This is a genomic window from Acaryochloris marina MBIC11017 (assembly GCF_000018105.1).
Classification (GTDB): domain Bacteria; phylum Cyanobacteriota; class Cyanobacteriia; order Thermosynechococcales; family Thermosynechococcaceae; genus Acaryochloris; species Acaryochloris marina.
Genome location: NC_009925.1, coordinates 4,546,648 through 4,565,715, shown reverse-complemented (window position 1 = coordinate 4,565,715; position 19,068 = coordinate 4,546,648). Strand labels below are relative to the sequence as shown.

Below are 19,068 nucleotides of genomic sequence, written 5' to 3'. Positions count from 1 at the left end.
ATTATACTCTCCGTGAAAGATATACATATCTAGTTGTCCATACTAAGTATATTCCCTCTAATGCTTGGGGATTCTTGTTCACCTAGCATCGGCCATAGCCCTAGCTCTTCTTCATCATTGATGACGATGGGCTGAACAATATTCAAACACTGGATCGGTATCCGCTCTTAATAGCGTTTGAACCATAACAACTCGTAGGCTGATGACTTGCCAAAGCTCCCTTGAAAACGGGCTAAGGCAGTTCATGAGTCCCTTTTGCTATGGGTAGAATTTTGCTTCTGCACATCCAAAACATCGCCCACAATATGCCCTCTCAATCCCCCGTTCTCACGTCCTTAAACGATTTGACGTCTCAGCGCCTTGTCATCATTGACCCGACCATTGAAAAACCCCAACATCTAATCAATGGGGTGGTATCCGAAACAAGAGTAGTCGTACTGGACTCCAAGCGGGAGAGTATCCCTCAAGTTACGCAAGCGTTGCGGACTGATGTGCCCGTTACAGAATTGCATTTGGTGAGTCACGGGGCACCCGGACAAATCCAGTGGGGGAATGGTTGGCTAACCCTAGAAAACCTAGGACAGTATGCGGTTGAACTTCAGAACTGGCGTGATCTGTTAGGGGCAAGAGCAACGGTCTTTGTTTATGGGTGTCAGGTGGCTGCTGGGGAATTGGGACAGCAATTTATCCAACGACTAAGGCAACGGATAGGGGCAACGGTTACTGCTAATAAAAGTATGACTGGCAATGCTGCCCTAGGGGGAAATTGGGATCTTTCCGCTGGGCTGTCCCCGGCGTTATCTCAACGTTTATCTACTCTTCTCCCATTTACAACCTCAACACTTGCCACTTACCCTGCAAGCCTTAATGTTGAACCTACTGTCGAGCCGGAAAGTAGCCTTGCTAGGAATTCGGATACGAATGATGTTTTAAATGCATCAATCGTAGCTGCAAAAGAGCTACTCGCCAGCTTTGCGGCAGAGGCGAACTTTTTGGAACAGCTTACGGTTGCCTTTGGAGATGGCATTGATCTGACCGCTGCGACTCAATTGCAGGCACAATTGTCGGCGGGAGACTTTGAACTGCCCAAGATTGAGATTCGCACCAGTGGAGAGTTAGCGGGGCTCTTAGGGGCTTATGCCACAGCCACGGATACCATTTACCTATCGGAATCTTTTCTGAATACAGGGACATTGGATCAAATCGTGGCAGTGCTTTTAGAGGAGATTGGCCATGGGGTGGATGCTCGGATTAATGCAGTAGATAGCTTAGGGGATGAGGGGAATATTTTCTCACATCTGGTGCGCGGTCAAGAACTCAGCGCATCCGAACTGCAGGGGCTACGGGCAGAAGTGGATCATTACACACTGATGCTGGATGGACAGCCGGTTCAGGTAGAAGCATCCACCGTTACAATCTCCAGCGACATGACCGCGACCGGTTCAAACCCGATCAACGTAACATCCAGTACCAATATTGTTCTCGATAATAACGTCACGGTCTCGGTTGTCAACGGCAACCTGACCATGCTAGCCAACAACGGCGGTGGCGCAGCTGGCAATTTTGCAGGCCTCTTCACTAACAGCGGGAGTCTCATTACCACATCAGGAACGGGCAATATCTCATTGACCGGATTCGGTGGTGACGATGCTGGGACGGGCCAACACGCTGGTTTCCAAAACTTCGGCAGTATATCATCGACGGCCAGCGGTGCCTCTGCAGGGACCATTACCATCAATGGAACAGCTGGAGATGGCACGCTTCTGAATGACGGTGTCCAAATTCGAAACTCGGTCACCAGTGTAGATGGCGACATCCAAATCACGGGTCAAGGTAGCCCCAACAGTACCAGTTTTCTCAACTTCGGCGTTAAGGTGCAGAGTGCCCAAGTTAGCTCGACAGGCACTGGTGCCAACGCGGCCACAATTACGATTAACGGTACCAGTGGGGGAGGCTCCAGCGACAACTCCGGTGTCCGCATTGAAGGTACGACCGGAAGAGTAACCAGTGTGGAGGGGGATATCCTCATCACGGGTCAGGGGGGTGCCGGTGGTAACAGCCCAGGGGTGCAAATCTTGAATGGCGAAGTTGCCTCCACTGGGACCGGTGCCAATGCAGCCAATATTACGATTATTGGTACCGGTAGTAGCGGTTCCAACCCTGGGGTTGAGATAGATAGTACGTCAGGTGTATCGGGTCAAATCTCAACGGTTGATGGCAGGGTCACCATCAACGGCACGGGAACCACAGGCAACGCTGACGGTGTGAGGCTTAGAAACGACGCGGTCGGGATTGTGGCTACCGGCAGTGGTGCGATCGATATTACTGGTGTTGGCGCTGGGAATGGCGACGGTATTGACGTCCAGGGGGGGATTGTGGGTGGCGCTTCCGCCAGTGGGGCGATTACCTTGACGACCGATGGCATCAATATTCAGGGTGGATCGATTCAATCCAGCGGTGCCTTAGTCATTCAGCAGGTCACGGCTAGCGAGTCGATTGGTATCGGTGGCGGCGCAGGAACTTTGAATATCGATGCGGCGGAACTGAGTCGCCTAACTGACGGATTTTCCAGCATCACCTTCGGTGCGAGCAACAGCACGGGGACGGTGACTTTAGGAAGTGGATTCACCCTCAACGATCCCACCACGATCACTGGTGATGCGACAAACGGCTACACTTTGCAAGGCTCCGACACAGCAACCACCTTCACTGTGACCGGAACCGAAGCAGGTAGCATCACTAATGGCGGCATCACTTTTAGCGGCAATAGTTCACTGGCTTTTAATAATGCGACGACTTTGCAGGGGGGAGCCGGTAGCAATACGATAGTTGGCCAGAACACGGCTAATACCTGGGCGATTAATGGCAACAATGCCGGCACCTACGCAGGTATCAGCTTTGGCAACATCGAAAACATCACTGGTGGCAATTCAACGGACAACTTTGTCTTTAGCAACGGCGCGACCATCAGCGGGACCTTAGACGGTGGGGCCGGCAACAATACGTTGGACCTCAGTGCCTACACCAGCAATCTGACCTTTAATCTAAATAGCGCCGGTGGCAACATTGCCAGCGTAGTGGGCAGCTTTGCAGGTTTTGAGAACTTTATCGGTGGTTCCGGCAGCAACACGCTCAACTTTGACGGTCAGACTTCAGCAGTAACGCTCGGCAATGGCACCATCTCCGCCAACGGCACCACCCTAAATTTCTCCAACGTGGAATCACTGAACGTGACTACCACTGCTAGTGTGAACACCGCTAACTTGGTGCTGGGCTCGACAATATACACGGTCACGGCCCCATCATTCACTCTGAATGGTGGATCGACCTTCGGCGTTGACATCATGGGTGAAACGCCAGGGACTAATCAAGGCCAGCTAGTGGTCATCGGCGGGGTGAATCTCAACGGTGCAACTCTGAATATTGATGACATGGGCTTCACCCCGAATGGCAACGAGACATTAGTGTTGGTTGACAACGACGGCAGTGACAGCGTGGTGGGAACCTTCAACGGTTTGACTGAAGGTGCGATGGTCACGGTAGGCGGACAGCAATTCCAACTCAGCTACACCGGTGGTGATGGGAACGATGTCGTCCTCCAATTCCCCAACATCACCCCTGTGGCAAGTAATGTCGCCATCGCTGCTACTGAAGATGGGGCAACGGTGAACGGAGCATTCAGTGTTAGTGATACCAACACCCTTGATACCCATACCTTTAACATCACAAGTAGTCTCAGCGAAGGCAGTGTCGTTAACAACAACAATGGTACCTTCACCTTTAACCCCGGCAGTGCCTTCCAAAACTTGGCCGCGGGCGAAATGCGAGATGTTAGCTTTACCTACACTGCCACTGATAACAGTGGTGAGTCCAATGCCACCAGTGCCTCAGCAACCGTCACCGTCACTGTCTCGGGTGTCAATGATGCACCTGTTGTAGCAGCCGCTGTCACAGCCACAGCCTCTGAAGATGCTGCCACCTTCAACGTAGACCTTCTACAGGGAGCCACCGATCCAGATACGACTGACACACTCAATGCGATTAATTTGACCGTAACCAGTGGTGATGCGTCTGGGGTGACGGTTAATGGCAACAGCCTTCAGATTAATCCCACTGCCTACAACTCACTGGCAGAAGGCGAAAGTGAAGTTATCGTCTATAGCTACAACATCACTGATGGGAATGGGGGGTCTGTCCCTCAAACCGCTACGGTCACGATCACAGGTGCCAATGATGCACCTGTCGTAGCAGCCGCTGTCACAGCCACAGCCACTGAAGATACTGCCACCTTCAACGTAAGCCTTTTAGCGGGCGCTACAGATCCTGATACGACTGACACGATCAATGTCAGTAACCTCACTGTTACCAGTGGTGATGCGTCTGGAGTGACGGTCAATGGCAACAGTCTGCAGGTGAACCCCAGTGCTTATAACTCCCTAGCAGTAGGCGAAAGCGAAGTTATCGTCTATAGCTACGTTGTCTCGGATGGCAATGATGGCAATACCCCACAAACTGCAACCATCACGATTACAGGTGCTAATGATGCGCCTGTCGTAGCAGCCGCTGTCACAGCCACAGCCTCGGAAGATGCTGCCACCTTCAACGTAGACCTTCTAGCAGGAGCCTCAGATCCAGATACGACTGACACACTCAATGCGATTAATTTGACCGTAACCAGTGGTGATGCGTCTGGGGTGACGGTTAATGGCAATCGTCTAGAAGTTAACCCCAGTGCCTACAATGCCCTAGCGGTAGGTGAAAGTGAAGTTATCGTCTATAGCTACGTTGTCTCTGATGGCAATGGTGGCAATATCCCACAAACTGCAACCGTCACTATTACAGGTGCCAATGATGCACCTATCGTAGCCTCCGCCGTTACAGCCACAGCCTCTGAAGATGCTGCCACCTTCAACGTAGACCTTCTAGCAGGAACCTCAGATCCAGATACGACTGACACGATCAATGTCAGTAGCCTCACCGTAACCAGTGGAAATGCATCTGGAGTGACGGTCAATGGCAACAGCCTTCAGATTAATCCCACTGCCTACAACTCACTGGCAGTAGGCGAAAGCGAAGTTATTGTCTATAGCTACGTTGTCTCGGATGGCAATGGTGGCAATACCCCACAAACTGCAACCATCACGATTACAGGTGCTAATGATGCACCTGTCGTAGCAGCCGCTGTCACAGCCACAGCCTCGGAAGATGCTGCCACCTTCAACGTAGACCTTCTAGCAGGAGCCTCAGATCCAGATACGACTGACACACTCAATGCGATTAATTTGACCGTAACCAGTGGTGATGCGTCTGGGGTGACGGTTAATGGCAATCGTCTAGAAGTTAACCCCAGTGCCTACAATGCCCTAGCGGTAGGTGAAAGTGAAGTTATCGTCTATAGCTACGTTGTCTCTGATGGCAATGGTGGCAATATCCCACAAACTGCAACCGTCACTATTACAGGTGCCAATGATGCACCTATCGTAGCCTCCGCCGTTACAGCCACAGCCACTGAAGATGATGGCACCTTCAACGTAGACCTTCTAGCAGGAGCCTCAGATCCAGATACGACTGACACACTCAATGCGATTAATTTGACCGTAACCAGTGGTGATGCGTCTGGGGTGACGGTTAATGGCAATCGTCTAGAAGTTAACCCCAGTGCCTACAATGCCCTAGCGGTAGGTGAAAGTGAAGTTATCGTCTATAGCTACGTTGTCTCTGATGGCAATGGTGGCAATATCCCACAAACTGCAACCGTCACTATTACAGGTGCCAATGATGCACCTATCGTAGCCTCCGCCGTTACAGCCACAGCCACTGAAGATGATGGCACCTTCAACGTAGACCTTCTAGCAAGAGCCTCAGATCCAGATACGACTGACACGATCAATGTCAGTAGCCTCACCGTAACCAGTGGTGATGCATCTGGAGTGACGGTCAATGGCAATCGTCTAGAAGTTAACCCGAATGCCTACAACTCATTGGCAGTAGGCGAAAGTGAAGTTATCACATACAGTTACGTTGTCTCTGATGGCAATGGTGGCAATACCCCACAAACTGCAACCGTCACGATCAATGGCGTTTATGACACGTTGGTCTCTTTAGACAGCTCTGGCAATCTGATTATCACCGATGCCTTCATTACCGACAACGATAATTTGTCAATTTCTTCAGATGGAACCAATGTCACCATTCATGACCCCAATAATCTACTGGGTCACACCATAGCTGGTGCAACAGGGGATGGAACCAACACAATTACCGTCCCTACCAGTTTAATCACGAGTCCGCCAATTCTTATCAAGACTAACGGTGGCAACGATACCATTTCTGGAAGCAGCCAAGCAGAAAACATCGATGCAGGGGAGGGGAATGATAGTCTCATCGGTAATGACGGTAATGACACCCTCATCGGTGGACTGGGAGCAGATATCCTAGAAGGCGGTGCAGGTGATGATGTTCTTATCGATGGAGTAAGTAACGGAGCAATCAACTCTGATGCTATAGCCTTCGGCAGAATAATTTCTGCTACTACTGCCTTTACTCTTGCGAATGGGGGGTGGACCAGCAACGATCGCTTCCCAAGACAGCTGGCCGATGTGAATGGAGATGGTCGCGCAGACATTGTTGGCTTTGGCTATCGCTCCGTCGTCGTGTCGTTAGGACAAAGTGATGGCACCTTTGGCACTGCATTTACGGCTACCGATTTATTTTCAAATACAGGTGGTGGTTGGACTAGCAACGACCGCTTCCCACGACAGTTAGCCGATGTGAATGGAGATGGTCGTGCGGACATTGTTGGCTTTGGCTATCGCTCCGTCATCGTATCGTTAGGACAAAGTGATGGCACCTTTGGCACTGCATTTACGGCTACCGATTTATTTTCAAATACAGGTGGTGGTTGGACTAGCAACGACCGCTTCCCACGACAGTTAGCCGATGTGAATGGAGATGGTCGCGCGGACATTGTTGGCTTTGGCTATCGCTCCGTCGCCGTGTCGTTAGGACAAAGTGATGGCACCTTTGGCACTGCATTTACGGCTACCGATTTATTTTCTAGTGTAGGTGGTGGTTGGACTAGCAACGACCGCCTCCCACGACAGTTGGCCGATGTGAATGGAGATGGTCGTGCGGACATTGTTGGCTTTGGCTATCGCTCCGTCGTCGTGTCGTTAGGACAAAGTGATGGCACCTTTGGGACTGCTTTTACGGCTACCGATTTATTTTCAAATACAGGTGGTGGTTGGACCAGCAACGACCGCTTCCCACGACAGTTGGCCGATATGAATGGAGATGGTCGCGCGGACATTGTTGGCTTTGGCTATCGCTCCGTCGTCGTGTCGTTAGGACAAAGTGATGGCACCTTTGGGACTGCTTTTACTGCCACTGATGTATTTACCCATACAAAAGGCGGCTGGACAAGCGACGACCGTTATCCTCGACAATTAGCTGATGTAAATGGAGATGGTCAAGCCGATGTGATCGGTTTTGGAGAAAGTCAAGTCATAGTATCGCTTTCTAACAGCGTTGACGATATCTTAATTGGCGGAACTGGAAACGACCGACTTGTGGGGGGAGCAGGTAACGATATCCTCACTGGCGGAGCCGATGCGGATACTTTCGCTTTTGCTGGGCTCGCTGCTACAGGAGGAATTGACCGCATTACAGACTTCAACGCTAACCAGGGAGATATTATCGAGATTTCCCAAGCTTCTTTTGGGGTGACGAGCCTCAGTGATATTACGTTCAATGCAGCTACAGGTGAGCTGTTTGTGGGGGGGGCTTACAGTGATACGTTGGCTATTCTTACCAATCAAGTGGGCTTCAACATAAATACTCACGTTACACTTGTCTAATTTTCCTTTTTACATTTTTTTTCTCCTCTCATTTGGTCTAAAACAACCAAAGCTGAGATATGGGGCAATTTAGGTGCTCCGAGCAAGAAAGTGTCGAACAAGAAAGTGTTAGGTATGGTTAGCCAAACTCTTTAAAATTGCCAGATTGCGCCTCAACAAAGTGTGGGCTATTTTCAATGGGCAGCTGTTTTCACTGACATCCCGTATGCAGGGACTTCAGACTATAGTTGAAGATGGTATGCCAAGAAAGCTCTGGTTGGGGACCTCGGCTGCCGATGTGTAAATGGGGCAAGACAAATGTCTCAAACTGCTCAAGGGTTAAGAATATTGGAATCCATTTACAGGATTGAGTTTGAGATATTTGCACTCCTAATCGAACGTCAAGCTAAAGGCTGAAGCCATTTTAGTCTGCTTCGGTGGAATGCTATGCGGGTCAGGTATTTTAGCTAAGTTCGTCCGTGGAATATACCCCGAAACCACTTGCGTATAAAGGAGAAATGGAGCCTTGAAGATCTCTTAAATGCATGTGCCACAATGGAGGAGACATTAGAGAGATGACAGAGATGCAACCCATTCGTCAAGGTGATGTAATCCTCAGACCTTTGTCCAACACCACGCCTAGCTTAGGTCGGCAACTTCCCCATTTGACGTTGGCGGAAGGTGAAGTGACGGGACACAGCCATCGCATCAGTGAAGGACAAGCCGAGCTGTATGAAAAGGATGGCACCCTTTACTTGCGGGTTCTCTCACCGGAAGCCACCCTCACCCACGAAGAACATAACGCCCTCTCCATCCCTCAAGGGACTTGGCAGGTTCGTATTCAACGGGAATATGAGCCAGAAGGTTGGCACTATGTGGCCGATTGATACCTTAACGCCCATTCAAGATGCACAAATTGAAGCGTTCTTTCAGCGTTGGCTAGCGGTTTCCTGCGCCACAACGCCCATTGAAACGCAGCAAGTGGAGCAAACCATTCAGCGCAGCTATGCTCTGATGGGGAAGCGGCAACCTGAAATTCTATTTTTTTCTGGCCCTTTAGAAGCCCAGGCTTACCTGCAAGAACGCCGGATTGATCAACTGCTCAACCAGTGGGGGGTCCCTTTGTTGACCCTTCCTTTAGCCAAACAGCTCAGTCACCAAGTTCGATCTCAGCTGCGGGCGGAATTGCTGGTAGAAATTAGTGAACGCCTAAAAGTTGCCGAATTAGCAACCCTATCCCAAAATTTGAGTCTGATTACCTGGACCCCTTTGGCTGAGCTGTTTGCGTGGAACACCCAGCATGTAGAAGAAGATACGGCCCCCTGGGGAGGTTGGTCCCCCAGTCTGTGGGACCAACTGTGGCAGCAGCAACAAACGGAGTGGCGACAAGCGATTCAAAGTCAGCCTGGCGGAGACTTGCTGGTCCATGTGGGAGAGACCCTGTGGCAATGGGGAGAGCCGGTAGGACAGGCCTTGGAAGATGCTGTAATTCACCCTTTTCGCCAACAGCCTGAGGTACAGGCTTGGGAACAGGGAATGCAGCAAATGCTCACGACCATGGGGTTGGTTGGTATGGGCTGGCAGGCTTTAACCCAAACTTCTGAAGTCTTACATCCTGCTCTTTTGGACTATTGCATTGAGGTTCTAGAGTGCGATCATGAGCCAGAAGCGTGGACACAGTTGCGATCGCTATCCACGCATTGCGGTTTAATCCTTCCTTTTGAGCAGATGTGTGTCGTGTTCGATCGGCCTATACAGTGCCATGCGGACCCCGAAGGGCGCTTTCACTACGAAGGGGGGGCAGCCCTCCAGTTTGCGGACGGCTATCGTAGTTATCAGTTTCATGGCGTGCAAATCCCAGAGCGATATGGCACCGTCCATCCCCATGTCTGGAAGGCCGATTGGCTGATCCATGAACAGAATGCCGAACTGCGGCGGGTGTTGATTCAAGGGATTGGCTATGACCGCCTTTGTCAGGAATTGCAGGCCGAAGCCCTGAATACATGGCGAGAATATACACTGTTGCGCATTTCCCCCGCGATTGATGTGGAACCGATTTATTTATTGAAGATGACCTGTCCTAGCACAGGCTATATTCACGCCACTCGGGTTCCCCCCAGTATTCAGTCCGCACGGGAAGCCATTCGCTGGGTGAATTGGGATACGGATCCTGAAGAGTTTGCCCAAGAATCTTAATTGCTCGATTAAAAAGCTGGACTAGAGCGTGGCATTGGGAAACCTAGGGGGATGGTTTGTCCATTCCCCGACCTGGCAATGTTCCAGAAGGACGGACTTGCTGTTGGGATAAAGGTAGCCTAGAATTAGTACATAAATACTATTCTAATCCCTTTGCTTCCTCTCCCTTTGTTGATTGAATCGTTAGGAATATTTGCATGCAACTGATTCAGCGAACCACCCTGGTATATCAAGCGGGTCGTACTGAAAAAGTGTATGAGGTGGATCTGTGCCAGGTGAGTGACGAGGCTTATGTGGTTAATTTTCGCTATGGTCGCCAAGGCACCGCCTTAAAGGAAGGTTCCGAAACGGTGTCTGCGGTGCCGTTAGAAATGGCGCAGCGTATCTTTGATCGACTAATCAATGCCAAATTGCGCAAAGGGTATCGCGTCAGTACGGGAGAAGCTAGCCCACCAGAGACGACGGCGGTCCCGGCACCCACCCCAATCGAGACACCGGTTGATCCGAATGCGCGATCGCAAGCCGTCTTAAATCGCTTAGCCGCTGCTCTTCAATCCTCTGCAGCCCCCCGTCCTGGGGCTAAGCAATGGTCCCTAAATCGGGTAATCTGGCGGGCGGGCGAATTAAAAATTCAAGCTGCAGCGCCCCTATTGCTGCAACTTTGGAGTCCAGAAGATCTGAGAAATTACTGTATTGCCTGGGCACTGGGGCAATGTGGCGATCAGACCACCTACGCGGGGTTAGAACAGCGTTATCGCCAGCCTGGGGCAGAGTTTGTGCAGCGCATTACCCTGGAAGCGCTCCTGAAGCTGGGGACTGAGGCTCAACGGGATGCCCTGCGGCAAGAGCGAATTTTACAATTGCCGCCAGATTTGCGTACCCTGGCTCGCCAAGGCCCAGCCAACGCACTAACAGAGACCCTCAGAAGCACCTTAGACGCGAATGCCTCTCCCCAGACCTTGGCCGTGCTCGATATCCTGTACCAAATTGATAGTGAGCTAACCCGGCCTGCCATACTTGAGGTGATTCAATCGGCCCCATTGCGCCCCAGCTACTTCCAGCGACTCCGCCATATTTTCAAGATGGCCGAATATCGCCAGGATACTGAAGTCTTTGGGCTATTGGCCTACCGATTTGAGCAAGAAGAGGCCCTCTACCGCAACCAAGGCTATGGGGTACGACTGCCGGATGGGGAATATCTCTATGCCGGGTATACCTATAATTCCCGAACAGGACGGTATGAGCGGACCACGGATAATCCGATTACCGCAGAACAACGGCGTCCAGATACTCGCTTAGCCTACAGCGACAAAACCCGCGCCTACCTGCGGCGTCGAGTTTGGCGGACCTTGCGCAAGCTTGGTCAAGCAGGCGACCCTAGCTATGTCACCTTTGCCGTGGATCTGTTGTTGCAATATGCCGATGAGGATGCCGGGTGCACTCGGGAATCGGTTTTCTATCGTTGGGATTGGCGGAATAGCTATAGCCGAGTGGAAACGGGGCGGGTTAACTGGGATCTCTTTGCGGGGTATCTCGCTTTTAACCATGTTCTCTATGAACAAAGCCCTCGCTATGTCCTTAAGCCTGCCAATAAAGCCTGGCGTTGTCAGCCCTCCTATAAACCGGGTGATCCGGCTCCCCCTGGACGGGAAGAGGCATTTCCCCATTTATGGGACCAGCAGCCTAATGCATTACTGCGCTTATTGTTGGACAGCTGCTGCCAGCCCGTTCATGGGTTTGCGGTTAAAGCCCTTCGGTCCAATCGATCATTTCTGGAGCACTTACCCTTAGAGAGCGTGATCCGGTTGCTGGAACGTCCCTATGAAATCACGGCCCAGTTGGGGTTTGAGATCGCCCAGGCTCGCTATAACCCAGCCCAACCCAATCGGGAATTGATACTTGCGATCGCAGCCTGTAACTATGCCCCCGCTCGTCAGCAAGCTCAAGACTGGATTATGGCTCAGCGGGATGTGTTCCTCAACGACAGTCAGCTAATTGCCCAGTTGATAACCTGTAAACCTGCCGATATGCGGGCCTTTAGTCGCCGACTGTTAAGCACGGCCTTACTGGAGGATACAAGGGCACGGGCGATTTTGGATCAGGTGATTGCCATTCTCTTAAACCAAGCGCCTGAAAGCATCCCAACAGAAGACTGGGTCATCGATATTAGCGAAACCCTATTTCTCAGTTTTGGGGCTCAGTTGCGGACCCTCGGTTTGGAAGTGGTTTTGGATATCTTGCGCTACCCCACTGCAGAGATGCAGACCTTTGGAGCGCGGATTCTGCTGAACCACACCACTCCGGTGACGGAACTGCCGCCGGGTCTGATTGATGCTCTGATTGATTCTCCCTTCGATTCCGTGCGGGTGGTTGGGGTACGGCTCCTCAGTCAATTGCCCGATGCGGTGTTGATGGAACAAACAGGACTATTACTCACCCTGATCGCTCATCCCCTCGCTGACATGCGTTCGGCCATTCGTCCAGCCATTCAGCGTATGGCTGCGGCCCAACCAAGCTTTAGTCAGCACCTGGCCCAACCACTACTGGAGGTCTTGCAAACACCGGAAGAAGCAGAGGGCATCCATCGCTTTTTAACGGAGCTACTGCGTCAGGATCTGCCGGGATGGATGGACCCTATTATCCCTGAGCAGGTTCACCCACTCCTAGAATCAGAATCCCCCGCAGCCCAGGAAATGGCAGGTTATGTGTTGCAACATCATTGCGATCGCTGGTCGGCTACCCTGCCCACCACTGAGATTGCCCAATTCACCCACCATGAAATGCTATCCGTGCGCACCGCCGGATGGCGAATGCTAGAAGCGATTTTGCCCCGGTTGCGGCAGAGCGAATTGGATTTGCTGGATATCGTACGAGTGCTGGAGTCCACCTGGGAAGACACCCGCCAATTTGGCTTTAAGCTGTTTCGCGATGATCTAAAGCCCGATGAACTCACCCCTGCGGTGGTGATTAGCATTTGCGATAGCAACCTTCCCCAGGTTCGCCAACTGGGTCGCGATTTGGTGGGTCGCTGTTTCCGCGATGCCGATGGAGACAGCTACTTGCTCAAATTTAGTGAGCATCCCGCCACCGATATGCAGCTTTTTGCTACCCAATATCTGCAGACCTATGTGGTGGATAATCCCCAGCGACTGCAAGAACTGAAGCCTTACTTTACGCGGGTCTTGGCCCAAGTCAATCGCGGTCGGATCACCAAGCAGCGGGTCTATGCCTTTCTGGAAACCGAAGCAACCAAAAGTCTGGAAGCTGCAGAGATTATCGCTGAAATTTTGACTCGCCAGTCCGTGACGATTGCCATTTGCGATCGCGCTCGGGCATTGGAGATTTTATTAAAGATTCACAGCGCCTATCCCCAGATCTCAGTACCCTTGCAAGTCAAGCCAGTTGCTGTGCGAGAGCCTGCTGCCTTGTCCTAAATCATTGAGCCGTCTATTAGCCGAGAGAGTTTGCATGGAGTTTAACTACAACTACAAGCGGAATAGCAGGGTATCGGGACAGGGCAATCAAGCCCAAATGTCCTTCTCCCCGGATTTGACCCGCGAACCGACCTATTTTCGGGGGCACTTGCGGCAAAATATTGCCTTTCGCGAAGCCATTAGTGCCCTTCATGATGTGGTGGTCTCTGACTTGCGATTTCAGCCCCAAGATAAAACCGCCTACAAAGCTTGGGCAGCGCAACGGGATGAGATTGATTGGCAATTAGTAGCGGCTCAACGCCAAGAAGTCACCCACAAACTCCAAGCCCTCCAATCGGAACTCACAGACCTACACCACCGCAGTTCAAGTCGGTTAGCCCCCTTCTATCGGGCCAGACAACAATATTTTGACTACCTCTATCGCAGAGACTACGATGCCTGGTTTGTCCTCGACCCCGTCATTACGGTCCACCCAGATGAGGTGTTCTTTGAGTGTTTTAGTCAGGATGAGTCCAGCTACGGTCGCTTAGGGGCCAGCTATAACGTCTTTGATCAGGTCAATGAGTTTGCCTGTGGCACCACCAATGTTGACTACTCCGCAGCACTATACGACGAATTTCAAAAAATCCGCAGCTATCGGCAAACCCTCTTAGAAGTTGATCCATCTGGCTTTGAAGTCGAGACCACAGGCATGGCGGCCTACAAAGAGGTCAAAATCGATTTGCCCGACACTTGGGTGCGAGGCTTTTTGCAAGTCAGTTCGGCCATGGCTCTACCCGCCATTCAGTTCGACCTGCATCCGATGGATATTTACAACCTTTGTTTTGCCCTCCGCCGTCGTCGAGAAAAGCATGGCCCGCGCAGCCTCCGCTATCACCTTACCCCCGGAGAACCAATTCGCATGGTCCTTGAGCCCTGGGACCAAGAGATCGTCTGTGCCCGCTCTATTTATCAGGGGAGTAAACCAGAAATGGTCAGGGTTTGGGGGCGACGACGATTGCTGACTTTAGAGCGTTTGATTCCTGTCGCCCGGAAGTTTACGGTGCATCTGTTGGGAACAGGACTGCCCTCGTTTTATGTGGCTGATCTCAACGATATGTCCTTCACGTTAGGGCTATCGGGATGGACGGCCAATGACTGGTCACGGGCAGGCAATTTCGACCTAATGGCCCCCCGCGCCCAAGTGGATGATTGGACCAAGCGCCAGGTCTTTGAAGCATTGAAGCAAAATTGGGTGGAGGCTCCTGCTACTCTGGCTAAACGCTTGGGGTTGGATCAATCGATAGTGTTAGGAGCACTCAGTGCCTATACCCAAGCGGGACGAGCCATCTATGATCTCAACCAGCAGGTCTATCGGGTAAGAGAACTCGCCCGCGATCCACTCCCCATGGATAAACTGCGCTTTAGCAATGAACGGGAAGCCCAAGCCACGCGATTCCTGGATCAAAATGCGGTGCGGGTCAGTCAGTCTTCGGTGGATGGGAAGGGCACCCTGCTGTTACAGGGAACGGTTCAGCATCGGGATAAGACATTTCAGCCGATTGTGGCCATTGATCGAGATGAACGAATGGTTCACGGCGAATGTACGTGTAATTGGCATCAGCAAAATAAGCTTTTCAAAGGCCCCTGTGAGCATATTCTGGCTCTGCGCATGCAGCACAATCGGGCCACTTCTTAAAACCTGCATCTATTCCTTATTGACCGCAGCCACTCTGCCTGAATGTGGGTTTTGGAGCTGCATTCATGTTTTATCACTACTGCCTATTGCTGTTAGACAACCCTACCTATGTTGATAAGACTCTTGCTCTCAATTGGGATTATTTTGCTGGCTTCATGTACATCTACTAAAGAGGTGAATACTCGTTCTCAAAAGGAAGAGCCCATCATAAAGGAAGAGCCCATCATAAAGGAAGAAACTAGTGTGCCCCAAAAATCAGGTCTAACGTTTGCTATTCAAAACTCCAATGGAGAGCATCTTGGCTTTCTACTTATGGTGGGTAATACAGTCGGAGATTGTATTTTTCGTTCTTTGCCAGCAAGCGCAGACAACCTGGATACTCCTGAAACAAAGCATTTGTTTGCGCTTCAAAATCAGGGGGAATTTTCTTGGGAAATGCAGCAGGATAAAACCATCACTGTCTTTAATCAGAGCGGGAAGCAAGTTGCCTGGGTCAATGGAACAGAATTGAAAATGGATAAATTTCAACTTACGCTAGTTGATGCTTCGAATGCTAAGTCTAGAGACTAAATATAAGCCTAATAGGCCATAATTTTGATTTAATCGACTCCTTTAATCACTGAACCTTCCTAAACAACGGATTTCTAACTTTTAACCTGAGATAATTCTGTTCACTATTATCAAGAGACTCTCTCTCCACGACAATGGTTGCGGGATTAGGAAAGGGCTAACTTGTGTTGAACTCAGGTTAAACTAGGGATTCTTGCATGCTAAAGCTAGGGGTTGATCCGTCACCATAGCGTTAGAACCATTGGCCTCCACGGAATCGCCAACGAGGAAAAATAAGGCGCATCAAACTTTGTGAGGTGATAAAAACGGCTATCCAGACAAAACTATAGTGAACGATAAACCAGCCTAAATTCCAGGCATCGGTTCCTGGTAATTTAATCTCAGCAACATCGCTGAGCAAAATAATAAAAAGCCCTTCCCATAACGCTGCGATCCATTGCAGGGCTGCTGGCCAATCTTGGTCCCAACGGAAGTTCTGGATTTGGATATAAAGGTAGTCCCAGCCTAAACCAAAGACAACAATATATTGCAACAACCAAAAATAATCTGAGCCTTCAGGATTACCGAAAAAACCACTGCAAAACAAGAGGGTAATCACAAGACCCACAGTTTCCATAAGCAGAATACGGGTTTGCCAGCGTCCGAGCAGAGTGGGGGTCATGGTTGGATATCGTTAAGGAGTTTTGTTTTGGGCCCATTTCAGCCATTGCAATAATGAGCTAAGGCCATTGAGCCGACGGAGATTGGGGGCTCGGGCTGCAACTAAGCCATCGACGGCTTGTAGGGCGGTGTACTGTAATCCTAAAAAGCTGTCTACTGCAGCATAGGGTCCCCCAAAGGTAATGGCACCTGCACCATACATGCGACCATTTTGGTTACGCATTTCTAATAGCTCAAAGTCATTGGCGACGGCCAAGCGCCCTGCTGGGTTCAAGGGCAAATTATAGTGAGTGACCAAATCATTGAGGAGTGGACTGGCCTTGACTTTGCTATCTAAACCAGTGGCATCAATGATAAAGTCCGCTTCCAGCTTGATCTCACCCCGGGGTCCTTTCTCTTGGATATAGGTTGTGGGACGAGATTGGGCATTAGGCACAACTCGGGTAACTTCGCCAAAGGTGATTTGATACCACCCTTGATCGAGTCCTGTTTGGACCAGCTCTTTCCAGTCTTTGCGGTCTGCTGTGGTGGTCCCTCCCCAGTCGGCTAGCAAATTCGTGCGTTGGTCAGGGGTCGCTTGCTCTAACTCTTCTCGCAAGGTACCTCCCCAACAGGCTTTGGGCCAATTAAAGGGCTGGAATTCAAAGTGATTATCGACGGATCGCTGCGCCTTGCGAAATCGGTTGCCTTTCGGTTTTGGAGATCGCATCAAGTGCAAAATCGAAATATTGGGATTGCGCTGACGGGCCTCATGGAGCCGTTGAATAATGCGAGAGGCGACAATTCCTCGCCCCCGCAGAACGACTGTGCCCCCCTGACGCTCTAGAGTTTCATAAACATGGTTATGGTCTTCGTAGGCATTGACAACGGATTTAAAGTCTCGGGTTTGTTCTCGATAAGCTTTCAGGTCCGGTAAAAACTGTAAAACGGGATAACCCGTTGCCAGATGGACATGACGGGCAACCACAAAGGCGGTTTGCTTGCGACCGGGGGAATAGGCGATGGCATAGCGGCCATCGTTGGTTTTGCGGATGGCTCGGACCCGCCCAAATCGGTAGATTTGAGACCAGCCAATCCGAACCGCTTCCCGATCAATGGAAGCAAATACATTGCCTGCCCTGGGGGTATAGGTTTGGGTAAAGGTGGGTTCCGCAAAGACCTGCCACAAATACTGCAGGGCAGGATTGAGTTTGCCTTTATTAAACTCATGCCACGCTTCTCGTAAGGCATAACCTGGCCATCCCCAGATGTTGTCAGGGCAAGAATCTGAGTTGGACCTTAGGCGTTCATGAGGGGGGATCTGGGAGTTGAGACAGAGTCGCTGGTAACGCGCATAGGGACGATCTTCGATGCCAAGGGCTCGGATTTGCTGGGGGGCGGCACCAAAAATCCGCAGAAAATTCACCCAAATAAAGCTGCCGAGTCCTGCACCCACGGCTAAGTAATCGATCTCTTCCACCGGGAGCTGAGTGGCATATAGATCTTGAACAACAATCTGATGAGCTTGAAAGTTAGGGGGTAAAATGTTGACTGGTGAAGCTGCAGCAGGTACAGCTGGAACGGGAGAGTCTGGCTCGGGGACCTGGATAATGGATTGCTCACTGGCTTCGGCGGTGGGTAAACCTGTGCCGTCCAGGGTAAACATCAAGGTGATTTCGTAGGGACCAATTTTAAGTTGATCACCATTGCTGACGTTGCAGCTAGGTTGGAGGACTCCGTTCACCCAGGTCCCATTACTGCTGTTTTGGTCGGTGACGCGAATATGGCCTTGGACCCATTCAATCAGGGTGTGATAACGGGAGACTTGGCTACTATTGAGGACAATTCGAGCGACCCGCTGATGGTTGAGTTCTGCAGGCATCTGCGCAAATTCGCGACCAAAGGCAATCGGACAGGTTAAAAGTGGGGTGCGTTGTTCCCCTGTAACGGGATCTTGCCAGTTCAACCGTACTTGCCCAGGAATAGTGCTCATGTTTCACCACTCTTAGGGTTTGCCAATAAAAACTGTGTTAGATGTGGCCATGGAATGACCACACATGGGACAGTCTTGCTTAATCGCATCATTACTATAGGCAGCGACATGGTGACATTGGGGACATTGCAATCCATAGGCTGCCGTTGAAGGGGGACCACTTTTGGGAAAAGTGGGTGGCGTGGCAGCGGGGGTAATGGTCATCGCCGTGATTTGTAGCTCTACCCGTCCGAGTTTGATCCGACTCCCGGTTCGCACGGGCAAATCCCCCTGTTTGAGTAAGGTGCCATCCACGAGAGGGGGATTTTGTTGGCGCAGATTGCGAATAAAAAACTGTTGAGCTTGGGGCTGAAAGAAAATTTCTACATGTAGCCCAGAGACTGAGCGCTCCTGAAAAACGATATCGCATAAGGCGGGGTCACGCCCTAAACGGATTTTCCCCAGCTGCTTGCTGGGCTGTTGATCCCGTAAAACTTGGATTTTGGTTTGGCCGAATTCTGACCATTGGAGTGTTAATTCACTCATGGGTGCCGCCAGCTCGTAAGGTCTGAATCAAGTGCAGAAGCAGTATTCCCTATTAATAGTCAGGATCTTGCTTACAGCAGGATAAGGTACCAATTGTTTTAAGGACTCTCTAGATCCTTACCTTCCCCTCAGCATACCCGTGCCGCCGTGACAATCATCACCGCGATCTCAAGCTTCTACAGGCTATAGATGGCTGAA

The 19,068-nt window shown here is 50.9% G+C and carries 9 protein-coding genes; 6 read left to right on the top strand and 3 right to left on the bottom strand.

What is annotated here, in order from left to right; translation table 11 throughout:
• The first annotated feature begins 305 nt into the window (after positions 1–305).
• The 6 genes from AM1_RS20540 (at position 306) to AM1_RS20515 (ending at position 15,713) form a co-directional block, all read left to right on the top strand.
• A complete protein-coding gene (locus AM1_RS20540; RefSeq protein WP_041660079.1) occupies positions 306–7,856 on the top strand; it encodes a cadherin-like domain-containing protein in 7,551 nt (2,516 codons plus the stop codon).
• A gap of 563 nt (positions 7,857–8,419) precedes the next feature.
• The gene (locus AM1_RS20535) at positions 8,420–8,722 is read left to right on the top strand and encodes a hypothetical protein (protein ID WP_029315121.1); all 303 of its coding nucleotides are present in this window, start codon (positions 8,420–8,422) and stop codon (positions 8,720–8,722) included.
• A complete protein-coding gene (locus tag AM1_RS20530; protein WP_012164816.1) occupies positions 8,709–10,031 on the top strand; it encodes a DUF6745 domain-containing protein in 1,323 nt (440 codons plus the stop codon). The genes AM1_RS20535 and AM1_RS20530 overlap by 14 nt, the downstream gene beginning before the upstream one ends.
• Positions 10,032–10,228: 197 nt before the next feature.
• Positions 10,229–13,465 carry a hypothetical protein gene (locus AM1_RS20525; RefSeq protein WP_012164814.1) on the top strand — a complete coding sequence of 1,079 codons (3,237 nt, stop codon included), beginning with the start codon at positions 10,229–10,231 and terminating at the stop codon, positions 13,463–13,465.
• Between the two features lie 34 nt (positions 13,466–13,499).
• Positions 13,500–15,143: a hypothetical protein gene (locus AM1_RS20520; protein ID WP_012164813.1), complete on the top strand. Its 1,644-nt coding sequence runs from the start codon at positions 13,500–13,502 to the stop codon at positions 15,141–15,143.
• A 174-nt stretch (positions 15,144–15,317) separates the two neighbouring features.
• On the top strand, positions 15,318–15,713 hold the full coding sequence (locus AM1_RS20515) for a hypothetical protein (protein ID WP_148215786.1): 396 nt from the start codon (positions 15,318–15,320) through the stop codon (positions 15,711–15,713).
• A gap of 232 nt (positions 15,714–15,945) precedes the next feature.
• Here AM1_RS20515 and AM1_RS20510 read toward each other — a convergent pair whose 3' ends face one another.
• The 3 genes from AM1_RS20510 to AM1_RS20500 are packed head-to-tail and all read right to left on the bottom strand — an operon-like array spanning position 15,946 to position 18,870.
• Entirely contained in the window at positions 15,946–16,374 is a 429-nt protein-coding gene (locus AM1_RS20510) for a hypothetical protein (RefSeq protein WP_010475571.1), read from the bottom strand.
• A gap of 12 nt (positions 16,375–16,386) precedes the next feature.
• Complete coding sequence (locus AM1_RS20505) at positions 16,387–18,345, bottom strand: FHA domain-containing protein (protein ID WP_012164810.1); 1,959 nt, start codon at positions 18,343–18,345, stop codon at positions 16,387–16,389.
• A 12-nt stretch (positions 18,346–18,357) separates the two neighbouring features.
• The gene (locus tag AM1_RS20500) at positions 18,358–18,870 is read right to left on the bottom strand and encodes an FHA domain-containing protein (RefSeq protein WP_012164809.1); all 513 of its coding nucleotides are present in this window, start codon (positions 18,868–18,870) and stop codon (positions 18,358–18,360) included.
• Between the last annotated feature and the right edge of the window lie 198 nt (positions 18,871–19,068).